This is a genomic window from Microbacterium sp., assembly GCF_035556355.1.
Taxonomy (GTDB): Bacteria; Actinomycetota; Actinomycetes; order Actinomycetales; family Microbacteriaceae; genus Microbacterium.
Genome location: NZ_DATMFG010000035.1, coordinates 69284 through 86252, shown reverse-complemented (window position 1 = coordinate 86252; position 16969 = coordinate 69284). Strand labels below are relative to the sequence as shown.

At 70.5% G+C, this 16969-nt stretch carries 16 protein-coding genes; 4 read left to right on the top strand and 12 right to left on the bottom strand.

From position 1 onward, the window contains the following. Positions 1-9 precede the first annotated feature (9 nt). On the bottom strand, positions 10-1254 hold the full coding sequence (locus VNR19_RS10000) for an iron-containing alcohol dehydrogenase (protein ID WP_325726324.1): 1245 nt from the start codon (positions 1252-1254) through the stop codon (positions 10-12). Then, complete coding sequence (locus VNR19_RS09995) at positions 1251-2309, bottom strand: Ldh family oxidoreductase (protein WP_325726322.1); 1059 nt, start codon at positions 2307-2309, stop codon at positions 1251-1253. Before VNR19_RS09995 ends, VNR19_RS10000 begins: the two co-directional genes overlap by 4 nt. A 156-nt stretch (positions 2310-2465) precedes the next feature. On the opposite strand from VNR19_RS09995, the gene VNR19_RS09990 reads away from it, so the two are divergent. Next, complete coding sequence (locus VNR19_RS09990; protein ID WP_325726320.1) at positions 2466-3230, top strand: IclR family transcriptional regulator; 765 nt, start codon at positions 2466-2468, stop codon at positions 3228-3230. A 72-nt stretch (positions 3231-3302) separates the two neighbouring features. Then, positions 3303-4475 carry an enolase C-terminal domain-like protein gene (locus tag VNR19_RS09985; RefSeq protein ID WP_325726318.1) on the top strand — a complete coding sequence of 391 codons (1173 nt, stop codon included), beginning with the start codon at positions 3303-3305 and terminating at the stop codon, positions 4473-4475. A gap of 21 nt (positions 4476-4496) precedes the next feature. Here VNR19_RS09985 and VNR19_RS09980 read toward each other — a convergent pair whose 3' ends face one another. The 7 genes from VNR19_RS09980 to VNR19_RS09950 form a co-directional block, all read right to left on the bottom strand. Continuing rightward, entirely contained in the window at positions 4497-5645 is a 1149-nt protein-coding gene (locus VNR19_RS09980) for a mandelate racemase/muconate lactonizing enzyme family protein (RefSeq protein ID WP_325726316.1), read from the bottom strand. Positions 5646-5670: 25 nt separating this feature from the next. Beyond that, positions 5671-6849, bottom strand: coding sequence for a mandelate racemase/muconate lactonizing enzyme family protein (locus VNR19_RS09975; RefSeq protein WP_325726314.1), 1179 nt, complete (start codon positions 6847-6849; stop codon positions 5671-5673). A gap of 1 nt (position 6850) precedes the next feature. Further along, entirely contained in the window at positions 6851-7969 is a 1119-nt protein-coding gene (locus VNR19_RS09970) for an ABC transporter ATP-binding protein (protein ID WP_325726312.1), read from the bottom strand. Positions 7970-8004: 35 nt separating this feature from the next. Then, the gene (locus VNR19_RS09965; protein ID WP_325726310.1) at positions 8005-9786 is read right to left on the bottom strand and encodes an ABC transporter permease; all 1782 of its coding nucleotides are present in this window, start codon (positions 9784-9786) and stop codon (positions 8005-8007) included. Continuing rightward, positions 9783-10904 (bottom strand): ABC transporter substrate-binding protein, encoded by a 1122-nt coding sequence (locus tag VNR19_RS09960; RefSeq protein WP_325726308.1) that lies wholly within the window; start codon positions 10902-10904, stop codon positions 9783-9785. Before VNR19_RS09960 ends, VNR19_RS09965 begins: the two co-directional genes overlap by 4 nt. Before the next feature lie 216 nt (positions 10905-11120). Next, complete coding sequence (locus VNR19_RS09955; RefSeq protein WP_325726306.1) at positions 11121-12098, bottom strand: aldo/keto reductase; 978 nt, start codon at positions 12096-12098, stop codon at positions 11121-11123. Positions 12099-12183: 85 nt separating this feature from the next. Continuing rightward, positions 12184-13323: an acyl-CoA dehydrogenase family protein gene (locus tag VNR19_RS09950; RefSeq protein ID WP_325726304.1), complete on the bottom strand. Its 1140-nt coding sequence runs from the start codon at positions 13321-13323 to the stop codon at positions 12184-12186. A 107-nt stretch (positions 13324-13430) separates the two neighbouring features. Between VNR19_RS09950 and VNR19_RS09945 the strand changes: the two genes are divergently transcribed. Then, on the top strand, positions 13431-14147 hold the full coding sequence (locus VNR19_RS09945) for a winged helix-turn-helix transcriptional regulator (protein WP_325726302.1): 717 nt from the start codon (positions 13431-13433) through the stop codon (positions 14145-14147). Between the two features lie 63 nt (positions 14148-14210). Here the strand turns inward: VNR19_RS09945 and rplA are convergent, their stop codons facing one another. From rplA to VNR19_RS09930, 3 genes are all read right to left on the bottom strand, one after another. Then, on the bottom strand, positions 14211-14900 hold the full coding sequence (gene rplA, locus VNR19_RS09940) for a 50S ribosomal protein L1 (protein WP_325726300.1): 690 nt from the start codon (positions 14898-14900) through the stop codon (positions 14211-14213). A 14-nt stretch (positions 14901-14914) separates the two neighbouring features. After that, positions 14915-15346 carry a 50S ribosomal protein L11 gene (rplK, locus tag VNR19_RS09935; protein ID WP_325032008.1) on the bottom strand — a complete coding sequence of 144 codons (432 nt, stop codon included), beginning with the start codon at positions 15344-15346 and terminating at the stop codon, positions 14915-14917. Positions 15347-15460: 114 nt separating this feature from the next. After that, on the bottom strand, positions 15461-16441 hold the full coding sequence (locus tag VNR19_RS09930) for a helix-turn-helix transcriptional regulator (RefSeq protein ID WP_325726298.1): 981 nt from the start codon (positions 16439-16441) through the stop codon (positions 15461-15463). Positions 16442-16542: 101 nt separating this feature from the next. Here VNR19_RS09930 and VNR19_RS09925 point away from each other — a divergent pair, with 101 nt between their 5' ends. Then, entirely contained in the window at positions 16543-16938 is a 396-nt protein-coding gene (locus tag VNR19_RS09925; protein ID WP_325726296.1) for a VOC family protein, read from the top strand. Positions 16939-16969 lie beyond the last annotated feature (31 nt).

The following is a 16969-nucleotide window of genomic DNA, read 5'->3' as shown; positions in this document are numbered from 1 at the left end:
CGTTTCGGTTCAGGGACGCATGTCGACGATGACATCGGAGAGGCGCGAGCGATCGCCGGCGAACGCGGCGTCGAAGATCGCTCCCATGAGCTGCTCGTCCACGGGCTGCGGGGCGATGTCGACGAGCCGCCGCGCCTGCAGCGACAGCGTTACGACCTGCTCGCGGTCGGCGTGCGAGACGCCGAGCTCGGCGAGCGATGTCGGAAGCCCGATGCGCGCGCACAGGTCGGCGATCGCATCGACGGTCGCCTGGGCGCGGGCTCGCTCATCGCCGGCGGCGTCGAGTCCGAGCGCCTCGCCGAGCACCGCGAGCCGGTCGGGGATCGCGGGGAGGAACGCCTGCAGCACGTACGGCAGGAGCATTCCCGTCCCGAGACCGTGCGGCGTGTGGGTCAGCGCGCCGATCGGGTACTGCACGGCGTGGCTGATGTGGGTCCCCGCGGAGCCGAAGGCCATGCCGGCGAGCAGGCTGGCACGGGACATCTCCTCGCGCGCGCGCCGGTCTCCCGGGTTCGCGATCGCGACCGGGAGAGACCGGTGGATGAGCCGCGCCGCCTCGAGCGAGAGCGGCTCGGTCAGCACGTCACGGCCGACGAAGACCGGAAGCCGCTCGGCGCCGACGTCGGCGAGCGGTGCCGCCGTGAACGACTCCACCGCGTGCACGAACGCGTCGATGCCGGCGTACGCGGTCACGCCCGCCGGCGCCGACATCGTCAGCTCGGGGTCGACGACCGCGATCGCCGGGATGAGGTGGGGGCTCGAGATGCCGACCTTGACGGCGCGCGACGGATCCGACACCACGGCGACCGGGGTCACCTCGCTTCCCGTGCCGGCTGTCGTCGGCACGGCGACGAGCGGGGTCACGGGACCCGGCACGGCGTTCTCCCCGTAGTACCGGTCGAGCGGTGCCGGATGCGCCAGCAGGAGCGACACGAGCTTCGCCGCGTCGAGCGCGCTGCCGCCGCCGTAGCCCACGATGACGTCGGCGCCGAACGGGCGCAGCGCCTCGGCGGCGTCCTGCACGGCGCCCACCGGAAGCTCGGGCGGCACGTCGGCGATCACCTCGGTGCGGCATCCGCGATCGTGCGTCTCGGCGAGCACGGCACGGAAGTCGTCGGTCTCGGCGAGGAAGGGATCGACGACGAACGCGACGCGTTCGCCGAACCCTGCGGCGAGCCCCGCGACCGCGCGGCGCGCCCCGAACCCGAACCTCACCTCCCGAGGGAGGCGGAGAAGACCGATGTGCTCGCTCATGGACGATGACCTGCTTTCACTCCGATGCCTGCTTCACTGGCGAGCCCCACGATCGTCGACCAGACGTCTTCGGTCACGTCGAACCCGCTCTCCTCCGCGCTGCGCCGCGCCCGTCGTGCACGATCGCCGGGCACGTCGACCGCGCCGCCGTCGGCGCCGCTCGCGCGGATGAGGTCGAGGTATGCCGCCAGCTCCGGCGAGTCGGCCGGCTGGCCGAACGCCTCGACGTCGATCGCCACGAAGACGTCGCCCTTGGTCACGATATGCGATGCGTCGAGGGTCCCGCGCACCTTCGGGCCGTACGCCGTGCCCGTGAGCGCGCCGACGATGGCCCCGAGCGTCAGCCCGAGGGCGTAGCCCTTGCCGCCGCCGAACGGCGAGATCGAGCCGCGGGTCGCGGCATCCGCATCCGTCGTGGGATGACCGTCGGCGTCGACCGCCCACCCCTCCGGCAGCGGCAGGCCGCGCTCGGCGTAGTCGAGGATCTTGCCCGCCGATACGGCGCCCGTCGACATGTCGAGCACGATGCCGCCGTCTCGCGCGGGAACGGATGCCCCGAGGGGGTTCGTGCCGAGGAGGGGTCCTGCACCGCCCCACGGGTGGACGAGCCCCTCGGTCGACGAGAGCGCGAGCCCGATGCATCCGCGGCCCCCCAAGCGCTCGACGTACGGGGCGAGCATGCCGAGGTGGTGCGTGCGGCGCAGCGCCGCGACCGCGACGCCCGTCTGCGCGACGCGCCGCAGCAGCTCGTCGATCGTGCGATATGCGACCACCGGACCGAACCCGAGGTTGCCGTCCACGCTCAGCGCGGCCGACGCGCCCCATGCGAACGTCGGCTCGGCGTTCGGATCGAGCAGGCCGGCGCGGATGCGGCCGACGAGGATCGGCAGGCGCCGGAGGCCGTGCGACGGGTGACCGCGCAGCTCGGCCTCGACGAGATGCTCGGCCTGCAGACGAGCCGGATGCGGATCGGACCCCGCGGCCACGAGCGCGTCGCACGCCACCTCGATCGCCGTCGTCGCGTCGACGTGTCGTACGTCCGTGTCCCGGGTCATGGGTCTCCTCTCAGCGCTTCCGCCTTCGAAATGCCACCACATCCACGCGGGCCGCCGAAGGGAGCGTCCCGCGATGCAGGACGCCCGTTCAGTGGAAGCGCCACTCGGCGCGTCCCGATATCCGGGCAATAATGCTCGGATTCGCAAGGAGGAACCATGGCCGAAGCGCGTACCGAGACGGAGTCCTCGCTGTCCCGCGGACTCAGCCTGCTCGAGCTGTTCACGCCCGAGGACAGCGAGATGTCGATCAGCGAGATGGCTCGTCGCACCGGCATGCCGAAGTCGACGACCCACCGCCTTGTCGGCGACCTGCTGAAGTGGGGAGCGCTCGAGAAGGGCCGGCGCGGCGTCCGCCTCGGCGTGCGGCTCTTCGAGCTCGGCCACCTCGTCCCCGACCACAGCCGGCTCCGCGAGATCGCGATCCCGTTCGCGCACTCGCTCAACGCCATCACGCAGCTCACGTCGAACCTCGCGGTGCGCGAGGGAAGCGAGATCATCTACCTCGAGAAGATCACCAGTCGCGACCTGAAGGTCCCCCACTCGCGCGTGGGCGGCCGGCTCCCGATGCACTGCACGGCATTGGGGAAGGCGATCCTCGCCCACAGCAGCCCGACGTTCGTCGACTCGGTGCTGGAGGGACCGCTGACGCCCCTCACGCCGAAGACGATCACCGACCCGAGCACGCTGCGCCGGGAGATCGCGGGGGCGCGCCAGTCGCGCGTGGCGTACGACTTCGAGGAGTCCCGGCTCGGGCTGTTCTGCGTCGCGGCGCCGATCTTCGCACGAACGGGACGCGTCGTGGGGGCGATCTCGGTCACGGGGGCGACGTCGCGCAGCCAGGCACGGAGCTTCTCCGGTGTCGTGCTGGCGTCCGCGCAGGCGCTGTCGCACGCGCTCGGCACTCCGCGCGCGGCCGCCTGACGCGGGCGCCGCGCGGTCCGCAGAGCGGGACGGCACGTCGTCGCGCCGCGCGCCCGAAGAGAGGATGGCCACGTGGCAGAACAGCGCATCCGATCCGTGACGATCCGCCGGCTCTCGTGGGAGGCGCAGGGGCGCCGCCAGGAGGCGGGCTTCTACCCCACCGCGTACGACGGAGGCGTCACGCCGCAGACCGGTTACGTGCTCGAGATCCTCACCGACGCCGGCGTCACAGGCGAGTACACGTGGACCACCGGAATCAACGGACACGCCGCAGACCACATCCGCTCCGTCGCCGGGTGGCTCATCGGGCAGGACGCGACGGAGCGAGAGCGCATCTGGAACGAGCTGCGGCGCGTGTGGCGCAAGTACGACCAGCTCGGCCTGGGTCCGCTCGACTGCGCCCTGTGGGACATCGCGGGCAAGGCCTACGGCGCGCCCCTGTGGGAGCTGCTCGGCGGCTACCGCAAGCGCCTGCCGGCCTACGCCTCGACGCTGTTCGGCGACGACGCCGGCACGGGCCCGCTCGGCACGCCCGAGAAGTACGCCGAGTTCGCGAAGCACTGCGTCTCGCTCGGCTATCGGGCCGTCAAACTGCACGGCTGGAACGACGGGGACATCCGCCGCGAGATCGATCTCGTGTACGCGGTGCGCGAGGCGGTCGGACCCGACATCGCCCTCATGCTCGATCCCTCCGGCGCCTACCACACGTTCGGCGACATCCTCACGGTCGGGCGCGCGCTCGACGAGGCGGGCTACTACTGGTTCGAAGACCCCGGCATGGAGGGCGGAACGTCGGCGTTCGCGTACCGCAAGCTGCGCGAGATGCTGAAGACTCCCTTCCTGCAGGGCGAGCACATCCGCGGCCTGCAGGCGCACGTCGACAACGTGCTCGCCGGCGGCACCGACTTCATGCGTGCCGACGCGGGCCTCGACGGCGGGGTGACGGGCGTGCTCAAGATCGCCCACGCTGCGGAGTCGCTCGGCATCGACGTCGAGCTGCACGCGACGAGCCCCGTGCACCGGCACATCATGTCGGCGCTGCGCAACTCGAACTTCTACGAGATGGGCCTCGTCGCCCCGAGCCTCAACGAGATCACTCCGCCGTTCTTCCTGGACTACCAGGACCGGCTCGATGAGGTGGACGCGGACGGGACGGTGGGCGTGCCGACCGGTCCGGGCCTGGGCACCCCGCTCGACCACGAGTGGATCGCCGCGCACGAGGTGGACGTCTTCACCGTCGGCTGACCGCCGCGCGGACGCGTGCCGTCAGCGGCGCACGCGCGGCCACGGCGAGCCGGATTCGCCCCGGAACTCCTCGGCCAGCCGCTCCTCGTCCACAGCGACGCCGAGACCCGGGGCATCCGTCATGCGCGCCCGACCGTCCTCGACGACCACGCCGCCCGAGATCACGTCCTGCCGGAACGGGTTCACCGCGGTCGGGTCCGCCTCGAAGAAGTCCTTCGAGCCGACGGCCGACATGGCGGTGAGGGTCGCCGCGTGATTCAGGGCGGTGTGCGAGATGTGCGGAACGAACCGCACGCCGTGCGCCTGCGCGAGGTGGCCGACGCGGATCGCTTCGGAGATGCCGCCCACGCGACTGACATCGGGCTGGGCGACCTGGATCGCGCCGGAGGCGATCCACTCCGCGAACGGGTCCGCGCCGAAGATGTTCTCACCCGCGGCGAGCGGCACGCGGCGCAGTGCCGCGAGCGCCTCGAACGCGTCGCGACGGCCCGGGACGTACGGCTCTTCCAGCCAGTCCGCGCCGACCTCGCCCAGCACGGTCGCCAGGCGCGACGTGTCGTAGTTCAGGCCCAGGTTCGCGTCGGTCATGAGACGGAAGTCGTCGCCGAGCGCCTCCCGCGCGGCGCGCACGCGCGCGGCATCCGCCTCGAACCCGTCGCCGACGCGCACCTTCGCCGCCCGGTAGCCGCGCTCGGCGAGGCTCACGAGGTCGGCGACGAGCAGCTCGGGCGTCGAGTAGCCCAGCGTGAAGCCGCCGGCGTAGGCGGGCGCATCCGGCTCGATCCCGCCGAGAAGGCGCCATGCGGGCTCGCCGACGCTCCTGCCGTACGCGTCCCACATCGCGATGTCGATGCCGCTCAGCGCGAAGACGAAGCCGCCCATGCCGCTCGCCGCGAGGAACCGCTCGCGCGTCTCCTCGCGCACGGCGAGCATCTCGTCGCAGCGGCGGCCGACGACGACGTCCTGCATCGTCGTGTTGACGATCTCGGCCACGGCGGTGCCGGCGTGCCCGTGGAACGCCTCGCCGTAGCCGACCGTGCCGTCGGCGAGCTCGACCCGCACGAGCACGAAGTCGCGGCGCAGGATGCTCCCCGTCCCGATCTCGCGCGGACGCTCGCCGAACCGCCAGGTGTGCACACGCGCGCTCAGCGCGACGATTTCCGATGCCATCGGTCTCCTTCTCCGACCCGACTCGTCAGACCTCGAACGTGGGCGGATGCGCGCGGATCGCCTCTTCGTTCACCTCGCACCCCCAGCCCGGGGCATCCGACAGCACGAGCGCGCCGTCCTCGATAACCGGCGGCGTCACGAGCTCGTCGCGCCACGGAACGCCGTCGATGTCGGCCTCGAGGATCGAGAAGTTCGACAGGGTCGCACCGAACTGCGCGCTCATGTGCGTCATGAGGTGGCTCATCGGGTTGTGCGGCGCGACGTTGAGGTCGTACGACGCGGCGAGATCGGCGATGCGCTTCGACTCGGGCATGCCGTTCCAGGCGACATCGACCTTGACGATGTCCATGGCACGGCGATCGAAGAAGCGGCGGTACTCACGCACGCCGGACAGCGCCTCGCCCGACACGATCTTGAGCTTGCCGTTGCCGCGCGCGGCGAGCAGCTGCTCGGGGTCGTGCGTGTCGGCCTCGAGCCAGTCGAGCGACGTCTGCGACAGTCGGCGCGCGAGGCGCGGGATCGCCTCGCCCTTCACGGTCCACACCGTGTCGAGGAAGATCTGGATGCCGTCGCCGGTGCCCTCGCGGAACGCGTCGACGAGATCGGCGACACCTTCGATCGTGGAGTGCGCGAGCTCGAGCGACGGCTCGCCGTACGGATCCCACAGCGGCAGGTACAGCTTCGCCGCTCCGTCCTCGAACAGGATCACGTTGGTCTTGAGCGCCGTGAATCCGCGCTCGCGCACCTCGCGGCCGAGCGCCGTGATGTCGTCGAGGGAGCGGACCGGCGGGTGGACGCCCGCCTGCGACATCCGGATCCTGCCCAGCGCGCAGTGCGACCAGTAGACGGGCAGCCGCGTGCGCAGCGCACCTCCGAGGAGGGTCGCCACCGACACTCCGAGAGCCTTGGCCCGGATGTCGAGGCTCGCGTTCAGGATCGCCGCGGCCGCGCGCCGGTTGAGGCCCTCCTCGGCCTCGTGCGTCGCCGACCGCAGGATCGCCTCGAGCCGGTTCGTGTTGGACGGATCCTGCCCGACGACGAGCGCGGCGAGGCGCTCGACCACCTGGTGCGTCCCGCGCGACGAGTAGCCGCCGTCGGTGAACTCCGCCCAGCCGACGATGCCGTCGTCGGTCTCGAGCTTGAGGAACGCCCACACACGAGTGCCGGCGGCGCAGTGCAGCGTCTCGTACCGCGCGATGCGCACGTCAGCCCTCCTGGGCGGGGACGAAGTGCACGTCGCGCGCACGGACGCCCGCGGTCACCTCGTCGCCCACGTGCACGTCCGTGTCGGCAGGCACCTCGGCGCGGATCACGCCGCTCGGCAGACGCAGCGCGACGTCGATGTGGCGTCCGAGGAAGGCCACGCGCTCGACTCGGGCCGTCCACGTGTTCTCGTACGCGTGGGCGTCGGCGCCGATCACGACGTTCTCGGAGCGGAAGACGGCCGTCACGTGCGTGCCCTCGCCGTCGTACGGCTCGTCGGCGACGACCGCGACCCCGTCCGCCCGCACAGACGTGCGCGCCGCGTCGACCGTGCCGCGCACGAGGTTGGCGCGGCCGATGAAGTTCGCGGCGAACTCGGTCGCGGGGCGGCGGTAGATCTCACGCGGGGCGTCGAGCTGTTCGATGACGCCGTCGCGCATGAGCGCCACGCGGTCGGACATCGACATCGCCTCGGTCTGGTCGTGCGTGACGTAGACGCTCGTGACGCCGACCGTGCGCTGCAGCTCGAGGAGCTCGAACCGCATCTGCTCGCGGAGCCCCGCGTCGAGGTTCGACAGCGGCTCGTCGAAAAGCAGGAGCTTCGGTCGCGTGACGATCGCCCGTGCGAGCGCGACGCGCTGCTGCTGCCCGCCCGACAGCTCCGTGCCGTAGCGCTTGGCATAGGGCGCGAGGCCGACGAGCTCGAGCACCTCGGCGACCCGCGACGCGGCGTCCTTCTTGCTCATGCCCTTCAGCCCGTACCCGACGTTCTTCTCGACCGTCATGTGCGGCCACACGGCGTACGACTGGAAGACCATGTTGATTCCGCGCTTCTCGGGCGGCGTCTGGCGGTCCGCCGACGCGATGACCTCGCCGTCGAGGGTGATCGTGCCGCCCGACGGGGCCTCGAGGCCCGCGATGCAGCGCAGGGTCGTGGTCTTGCCGCATCCGGATGGCCCCAGCAGGGTCAGGAACTCGCCCGGCGCGATCGTGAAGTCGATTCCCTTCACGGCCTCGACCTCGCCGTACTTGATCCGCAGGCCCGACACGACCAGCGCGGCTCCTTGGCCGGTGGCGGCGGATGCGGCGACGCCCGCAGGCGCCTCGATGGTGTTGCTCACTGTGTGTTCCTTCGGTCGTCGACTGTGGACAGTCGCTAGAGATTGGAGGAGTCGAGCTTGGCTCTCAGCACGAATCGCGCGAACAGGATCCCCACCACCATCACGACGGTGAGGAAGAGGCCCACCACCGCCGCGTTGCGGATCGATCCCTGCTCGACGTAGTTCCACGCGAGCACCGCGAGCGGTCGCGACTTCGGCCCGGACAGGATGACGGCCTCGTTCACCTCGCGCGTCGCGAAGACGAACAGGAGCGTCCACGCGGACAGCAGCGCCGGCCGCAGCAGCGGGAAGGTGACGGTCGTGATCGTGCGCAGCTTGCCTGCGCCGTTCATGCGCGCCGCCTCCTCGAGGGACTTGTCGACCTGGATGAGGCCGGCGCTCGCGAAGCGCGCCGCCTGCGGGATGTACGCGCCGATGAGCGCGACCGTGATGATCACGATCGTCGCGTAGATCGGCGAGCGCACGTACATCCACACGATGCCCGTCGCGAACACGATGCCCGGGACGGCGATGGGGAACGTGCCGAGGTAGTCGACGATCGCACCCAGCCGGCCGCGCTCGCGCACGACGACGTAGGCGACGGCGAGACCCACGAGCACGGTGAGCGTCGGCACGAGGATGCCGAGCCAGATCGTGTTGACGAACGCGGTCGACACGTCCGGCCGGCTCCACACCTCGATGATCCCGTCGAACGAGAACGTCATCCGCCGGAAGTCCGTGATCGAGAAGGGCGACAGCGACATGACGATGAGCACGAGGTACGGCAGCACGGCGGCGAGCAGCACGTAGATCGCGAAGACCACCGCCGCGACGTGACGGCCGATGCGCAGCTTCACGAGGCGGGGGCGCGTGCCGCGGGCACTCACCGTGACGAAGCGGTTCGCGTTGCGCACCGAGCGGCGGTAGAGGTACACGCCGCCGAGCGTGAACCAGAACAGGAGCGTGCCGAGCGCGGCCGCCACGGGCGGGCGAGCCGGGAAGACTGTCATCGCGCGGTACACCTCGACCGCGAGCGGCGAGAAGCTCGTGTTGAGCCCGAGCACCGCGGGGATGACGAACACACCGGTCGCGAGCACGGCGACGAAGAAGAACGACGCCACGAGCGCGGGACGCATCATCGGCAGCGTGACCTTGAGCGCCGTCGCGAACGTGCCGCGCCCGTTCATGTACGACGCCTCTTCGAGCGACGGGTCCATGTTCTTGAGCGCGGACGAGATGAACAGGTACGCGTACGGAATGTAGAAGAGCAGCATCACGAACACGACGCCCGGCAGCGTCATGATGTTCACGAAGACCGCGTCCTGCCCGAGACCCAGCATCCACCGCAGGTTGACGTTGATCATCCCGGAGTTCGGCGCCGCGAGCATCATCCAGGCGAGTGCGCCGACGAACGGCGACAGGAAGAGCGGCACGATGAGGCCGAACTCCCAGATCTTGCGGCCCGGGACGTTCACGCGGGTGAGGAACCATGCGGCGAGGCCGCCGAACACGACCGCGAGCGCCGCGACGCTGACCGCCATGACGAGCGTGCCGAACAGCGACGCGTAGTACTCGCCGCTGAAGTAGACGCGGTAGATCGCGTCGAGCGAGAAGGAGTTGTCCGGCAGGCCCGGTGCGGAGCTCTGGAGCGCTCCGACGAACACCATCGCGACCGGCCCGGCGACCAGACCGAGCAGGACGATGAAGACGACGACGCCGAGCGCCGACGGTCGCCGCCACAGGGCGCGGCGGCGACCCGCGGGCGGCACCGCGACCGAGGTGGTCGCGGTGCCGTCCGGCTGGTCGACGACGGGCTCAGCCCGATCGAGGATCGTCATCCGGAGTACCCGAAGACGTCGTTCCAGTGCGAGAGGAAGTCGCCGTCGGCCGACGAGGCCTTGAGGAACTCCTCGTCGCCGATGAAGTCGAACCACACGTTGGCGACGTCGGGCGCCTGGTACCACTCGAAGTCCACGATCTCGCGCTCGTCCGGCACCTCGCTGTTGGCGGGCACGGTCTGCGTGATCTCGGTGTACGCGGCGTTGGCCTCAGGCGTGGTCGCCCACTCCATGAACAGCCGCGCCGCGTTGGGGTGCGGTGCGTCCTCGACGGCGCCCACGGCGAAGTAGCCGCCCGTCGTGTCCTTCGGGTAGACGAACTCGATCGGCGCGCCCTGCAGCGCCTGCGGTGCGGCGAGGCTGTCGGTGAGGGCGACGGCGACCGCGTACTCGCCCGCGATGAGGTTCTGCACGAGCGTCGCCGAGCTGTAGAACAGCGGGTCGTTGTCGGCGATCGCCTGCAGCGCGTCCCAGCCGTACTCGTCGGCCGCGTCGCCCTCGGCGAAGCGGTAGTAGAACGCGGCGGCCTGCTGCGAGGACTGCGGCATGTTCACGCCGACGCGGCCCTTGAACGCCGGGTCGCCGGCGGCCTTGATCGGGTCCTTCTCGATCTTGGCGATCTCGTCTTCGGACAGGAGCGTCGGGTTGTACGCGACGGTCTGGAAGTAGCCGTTCTGGACCGGGTAGAAGTAGCCGGCTCCCGCCTGCTCCGCCGGATACAGGTCGGCGTTCTCAGGCGTGTACTCGGCGATCCAGCCCGAGTCGACGGCGGTCTCCATCGAGACGCGGTCGGCGATGCTGAACACGTCGGCCTGGTGCTGCGACGCCGACATCTCCTGGCTGAACCGCTGGAACAGCTCGCTGCCGGGGAGTCGCAGGATGTTGACGGCGATGCCGTACTGCTCGGTGAAGCCCTGCGTCCACGCCTGCAGCGACGTCTCGTTGGCATCGCCGTAGAAGGTGAGCTCGCCCTCGGCCTGTGCGGCCTCGATCAGAGCCTGCGCGTCGTCGGAGGCGGGCGTCTGCCCCGACGGCGCGGGGTCGGACGCGCACCCCGCAGTCGCGATGAGAAGGGTCGCGCCCATCAGGGCGGCCGCGACCTTGCTGATGTTCCTCACGTACAGCTCCTTTGCCATGTCTTGGTGCTCGGTGCCATCGACGCATCGGGAGAGTGCGTCGGCGAGTCCCGTTCACGTCCCTGAGGGACGGCGTTCGGGGGGTGAGTCCATTCCAGGCGGCGTCGCGAGACGCGACAACGGGGCGTCCCACATAGGGGGACGCCCGGACGCAACTCGTCCGTAAACGGACGTTCGGCGGGGCGAGGTGGCCCGCCCTCAGAACCCTTCCGGCAGACGCGGCGCGTACGGCGCCTCGAGCCGCGCGATCTCGTCGTCGGTGAGCTCGAGGTCGACCGCGGCGATGGCCTCGTCGAGGTGATGCGGCTTCGTGGCGCCGATGATCGGAGCCGAGATCGCGGGCTTGGAGAGCACCCATGCGAGCGCGACCTGTGCGCGCGACACACCGCGCTCCGCGGCGATCGCGCCGACGGCGTCGATGATCGCGCGGTCGGACTCCTCCTGCTGGTGGTAGAGCGTGTTGCCGAAGTCGTCGCTCGCGGTGCGCGGCGTCTCGGCACCCCACTCCCGCGTGAGGCGGCCCCGCGCGAGCGGGCTCCACGGAATGACGCCGACCCCCTCATCGAGACACAGCGGATGCATCTCCCGCTCCTCCTCGCGCATGAGGAGGTTGTACTGGTCCTGCATCGAGACGAACCGCGTCCACCCGTGGAGATCGGCGGTGTGCTGCAGCTTCGCGAACTGCCACGCGTACATCGACGACGCCCCGATGTAGCGGACCTTGCCCGCGCGGACGAGGTCGTGCAGCGCCTCCATGATCTCCTCCATCGGCACCGCGGGGTCGAGGCGATGGATCTGGTAGAGGTCGATGTAGTCAGTGCCGAGGCGGCGGAGCGACGCATCCGCCTGCGCCATGATCGCCGCGCGCGAAAGGCCCGAGTCCTTCGGACCCGGACCCATGCGCATGGCGACCTTCGTCGCGATGGTGACCTCGTCGCGAGACGTGAACTCGCGCAGAAGCTGACCGGTGATCTCCTCGCTGCTGCCGAGCGAGTACACGTTCGCGGTGTCGAACGTCGTGATGCCCGCCTCGATCGCACGGCGGAGGAAAGGTCGCGCGTCGTCGATGCCGAGCGACCACGGGTGTGCGCCCCGGTTCGGGTCGCCGTAGCTCATGCATCCGAGGATGATCCTCGAGATCTGGAGGCCGGACGAGCCGAGGCGTGTGTGCTTCATCGCTGATGTCACCCTTCGTCGACGTGTCGCGCGGAGCGGGATTCCCCATTCTGCCGCCCTCCGGCGACACGTCGACGAGGGGATTTCACTCAGCAGGCAGTCTGAGCGCGTGGCGACCGAGGGCGGTGAGCGTCGCCTCCGGCGTGAGCGGGTGGAACGCCGCGGCGCGGATGTCGCGGTACGCGCGCTCGATGACCGACCCCCGGAAGAACGCGGGCCCGCCGACGACCTGCATCGCGAGGTCGCACACCTCGACGCCCGTGCGCGCCACGACGCTCTTGGCCGTCATGACCGCGAGGAACGAGTCGTACGACGGCGCGGGGTCGTCGCCGATCGCCTCGAGCGCCCCGTCGAGGGCCCACTCCGCGACCTGCAGGCGCTCCCGCATGACGCCGACCGCGCGCTGCACCGACGGGTCCTCCGCGCGACGCTCCGCGTGGCGGAGTGCCTCGGCGTAGGCGGACTCGGCCACGCCGAGGTACGCGCCCGCGATGATCGTGAACGCGATGCTCGCGATCACCTGCAGCGGGCCGTCGACGACGCCGTGCGGCCGGTCGGCGAGCACCCGCTCGGCCGGCACGAACACGTCGGTCAGCACGACGTCGTCGCTCGCGGTGCCGCGCATGCCGAGCGTGTCCCAGTTGTGGCCGATCTCGACGCCCTCCGACGCGAACGGCACGGCCATGTTGAGCACGCGCAGCCCGCGCTCGGGGTCGTCGTACGTGAACATCGTCGACATGACGGCCCCCACGGGACCCTGGCTCACGAAGCGCTTGCGCCCGTTGACGATGTAGCCGCCGTCGACGGCCACGGCTTCGCCGGACGGATGCGTGAAGTCGCCGCCCCCCGTCGACACGAGCACGATCTGCTCCTCCGCGACGCGGCGAAGGGTCGCTTCGGCGCCCGGAAGCCCCCGGCGGTACCGCCACGCGGTGAAGGCGGTCACGTGCTGATGCATCGAGCTCGCGAGAGCGGTCGATCCGCAGTGGTGCGCGAGCTCGCGCTGCAGCGCGGCCAGTTCGCGGATCGTGGCGCCGTCGCCGCCGAGCTCGATCGGAACGGCGGCTCGCAACAGGCCCGCCGAACGGAGGGCGTCATACGCCTCGGTGACGAAGGTCGCATCGCGGTCGTGCCGCTCAGCGTGCTCGGCCAGGATCGGGCCGATCTTCTTCGCGCGGTCGAGGACGGAGGCGGTGGTGAGTGTGGTGCCATCGGTTGTGGTCATGCCGACAGCCTCCGCCCCGCGCGGAATCGCCTCCAGTACACGATCGTGACCGACCCGGTACAGATTCAGGACTACACGCGCGGCGTGCGGAGGGTCACGATAGGGGCATGGCGGACTACGGCCGGTACTGCCCGGTCGCGATGGCGAGCGAGGTCATCGCCGACCGGTGGACTCCCCTCATCGTGCGCGAGCTCGTGCTCGGGAACACGCGCTTCAACGACATCGCCCGTGCGATGCCCGGAATCTCGCGGTCGCTGCTCGTGCAGCGCCTGCGCCACCTCGAACGCAACGGCGTGCTTCAGACGTGGACGTCGCCGTCGGGCCACGGGCGCGAGTACCACCTCACTCCTGCGGGCCGCGACCTCGAGCGCGTCATCCACAGCCTCGGTCGCTGGGCGGTCGAGTGGCTCTTCGACGACTTCGAGCCCGAGACCGTCGAGGCGACGACGCTCATGTGGTGGATGCACCGACGGGTCGACCCCGAGCAGTTCCCGCCCGTGCGCACCGTCGTCGAATGGCGGCACACCGCGCCCGACCCGCAGACGATCTGGTTCGTGCTGGAGCGGGGCGCCGTGTCGGTGTGCGTCCAGCATCCGGGCTTCGAAGTCGACCTCGTCGTGACCATGACGACTCCCGACCTGGCATCCGTGTTCCAGGGCTATCGGCGTTGGAAGGAGGCCGTCGACGCGGGGCTCATCACGGTCGAGGGCCCGCCGCGGCTCGCCGCGGCGCTGCCGAAGTGGTTCCTGTGGAGCCCGTGGGCGGAGCAGACGCGCGAGCGCGCGCGGCGCACGGAAGCGTCGGCCGGTCGACGCGCGAGCTGACCGCGGCGACGCGAAAGGGCCCCGCCGGATGGCGAGGCCCTTCGTGGATGCGACGTCGTCGCGTCAGATGGAGTTGACGTCCAGCGGGATGCCGGGGCCGAACGTGGTCGACACGGCGCCCTTCTGGATGTAACGGCCCTTCGAGCTCGACGGCTTGAGACGCACGATCTCCTCGAGAGCGGCGTTCAGGTTCTCGTTCAGCTGCTCGGCCGTGAACGAGGCCTTCCCGACGACGAAGTGCACGTTGGCGTGCTTGTCGACGCGGAACTCGATCTTGCCGCCCTTGATCTCCTCGACGGCCTTGGCCGGGTTGGGGGTCACGGTGCCGGTCTTCGGGTTCGGCATCAGGCCGCGGGGACCGAGGACCTTACCGAGGCGACCGACCTGGCCCATGAGCTCGGGCGTGGCGACGGCCGCGTCGAAGTCGGTCCAGCCGCCGGCGACCTTCTCGATGAGCTCGGCGCCGCCGACCTCGTCGGCGCCCGCGGCGATCGCGGCCTCAGCGGCCGGACCGGTGGCGAACACGATGACGCGAGCGGTCTTGCCGGTGCCGTGCGGGAGCATGACGGTGCCGCGCACCATCTGGTCTGCCTTGCGGGGGTCGACCGAGAGCTTGAGCGCGACCTCGACGGTCGAGTCGAACTTCTTCGAGCCGGTCTCCTTCGCGAGGGCGACGGCCTCGGCGGGCGAGTAGAGCTTGGTGCGGTCGATCTTCGCGAGCGCTGCTTCGTAAGCCTTGGACTTGGTGGCCATGTTCTCTACTCCCCTCAGTCCTCGACCGTGATGCCCATGGAACGGGCGGTGCCGGCGATGATCTTCGAGGCGGCCTCGATGTCGTTCGCGTTCAGGTCGGGCTGCTTCGTCTCGGCGATCTGACGCACCTGCTCCTTGGTGAGCTTGCCCACCTTGGCGGTGTGCGGCGTCTTCGAGCCCTTCTGCACGCCGGCGGCCTTCTTGATCAGCTCGGCGGCGGGCGGGGTCTTCAGGACGAAGGTGAAGCTGCGGTCCTCGTAGACGGTGATCTCGACGGGGATGACGTTCCCACGCTGCGACTCGGTCGCGGCGTTGTACGCCTTGCAGAACTCCATGATGTTGACGCCATGCTGACCGAGCGCGGGCCCGATCGGCGGCGCCGGGTTGGCGGCGCCGGCGTTGATCTGGAGTTTGATCAGGCCGGTCACCTTCTTCTTCGGTGCCATGTGTTTTCCTCTCATCGAATCGGATGCCGCGGCATCCGGTTCTCCCGCGAATCCGGCCGTTCCGGAACGCGGTGTCGTCAGCGCGCGCAAAAGCGCACACAAAACCAAGACAGTCTACCGCACCCGGGCGGTGCCCTCCGAACCGTAGGCGGCCAGGAGCTGCGCCCCCAGGTCGGCGAGCGCACGCTTCACGGATGCCGGCGCGAGCACGCGCGCGACGGACGCCCATCCGGCGAGCTGCTCGGCGAGCGCCTCGTCGCTCTGCGCGCGCACCTCGACGATGGAGCGCTCGTCGCCCTCCTCGATCACGCGTGCGTGTACACCGAATCGGGAGCACAGCGGTGCGACGGCATGAAGTGCGACCGAGACGGTGGCGGATGCCGCACCCCGCCGCGCCTCCATCTCGGTCACCGTCGCGTCCCACGCCTCCCCCGGCACGAACCCCTCCGGAGCGCGACCGGGCGTGCGCAGCGCCCTCACGTCGCCCATGCGATCGACGCGGTACGTGCGCAGCCGCGCGGCATCCGCCGTCTCGGTCCCGGGGCGGAGCGGCGCGGCCATGAGATACCAGCGGCGCCCGCGGCGTCCGACCACGAGCGGAACCATCTCGACGGTGCGGCGCTCCGCACCGTAGACGAACGACACGAGCCGCTCGTCCGCGATCGCCTGCTGAAGCAGTCCTGCTTCGGCAGGCTCAGGTTCGCCGGGCGCCGCACCCCAGTCCGGGCCGACGACGGTCGTCGCGGCGATGCGCTCGGCCGCCGCGCGGAAGGACGCGGGGAGCGCCTGAACGACCTTGCGCCTCGCGCGCGTCGCGGCGTCGGATCCGCCGCCCGCGCGCACAAGCTGCAGGAACAGCGCGGTCGCCTCCGGGCCGGTGAGCCCCGTGAGGTCGGTGCGGGCGCCGCCGATGAGCCGCCAGCCCCCGCCGCGCCCCGGTTGCGGGTAGAGGGGAACGCCGGCCGCGAGGAGGGCCTCGAGGTCGCGGCGCGCGGTCGGCACCGACACCTCGAGCTCGGCCGCGAGCTCGGCCGCCGTGAGCGACTCGCGCCCCTGCAACAGCAGGAGCGCTTGGACGAGACGGTCTGCGCGCATGACTTCAGGATCTTCGTTGAAGCGATCAGTTCTTGATCACTTTAACCGGAAGGCTGGTTCTCGAAGCGGTCGACGGGACCGCCGACGGAAGGAACGAACACATGCTCCGCGGACTCGCGAATCTGAACCTGGTGGCCGACGACATGGCGGCGGCGATCGACTGGTACACGCGCGTGCTCGACGCCCCGCCGTACTTCACGCGCCCCGAGACGGGCGCGGTGCAGTACGCCGAGTGGCGCTTCGGTGACGACGACGACGAGCTCGCTCTCATGTCGACCGCCTACCGCCCCGCACTCCCCGCCCCCGGTGGCGCGCTCGTGAGCATCCACGTCGACGACATCCACGCGGCATTCGACCGGCTCGTCGAACTCGGGGCGAAGGCGTTCGACCCGGTGACGCAGCGCGGCGAGGGCTGGTGGTCGGCGTCGGTGAGCGACCCGTTCGGGAACCTCCTCGGACTCATCCAGAGCCCGCACTGGGCGGCGCAGCACGCGTGAGGCCGGCGCCGCGAGACGAGAACGCCCCGCG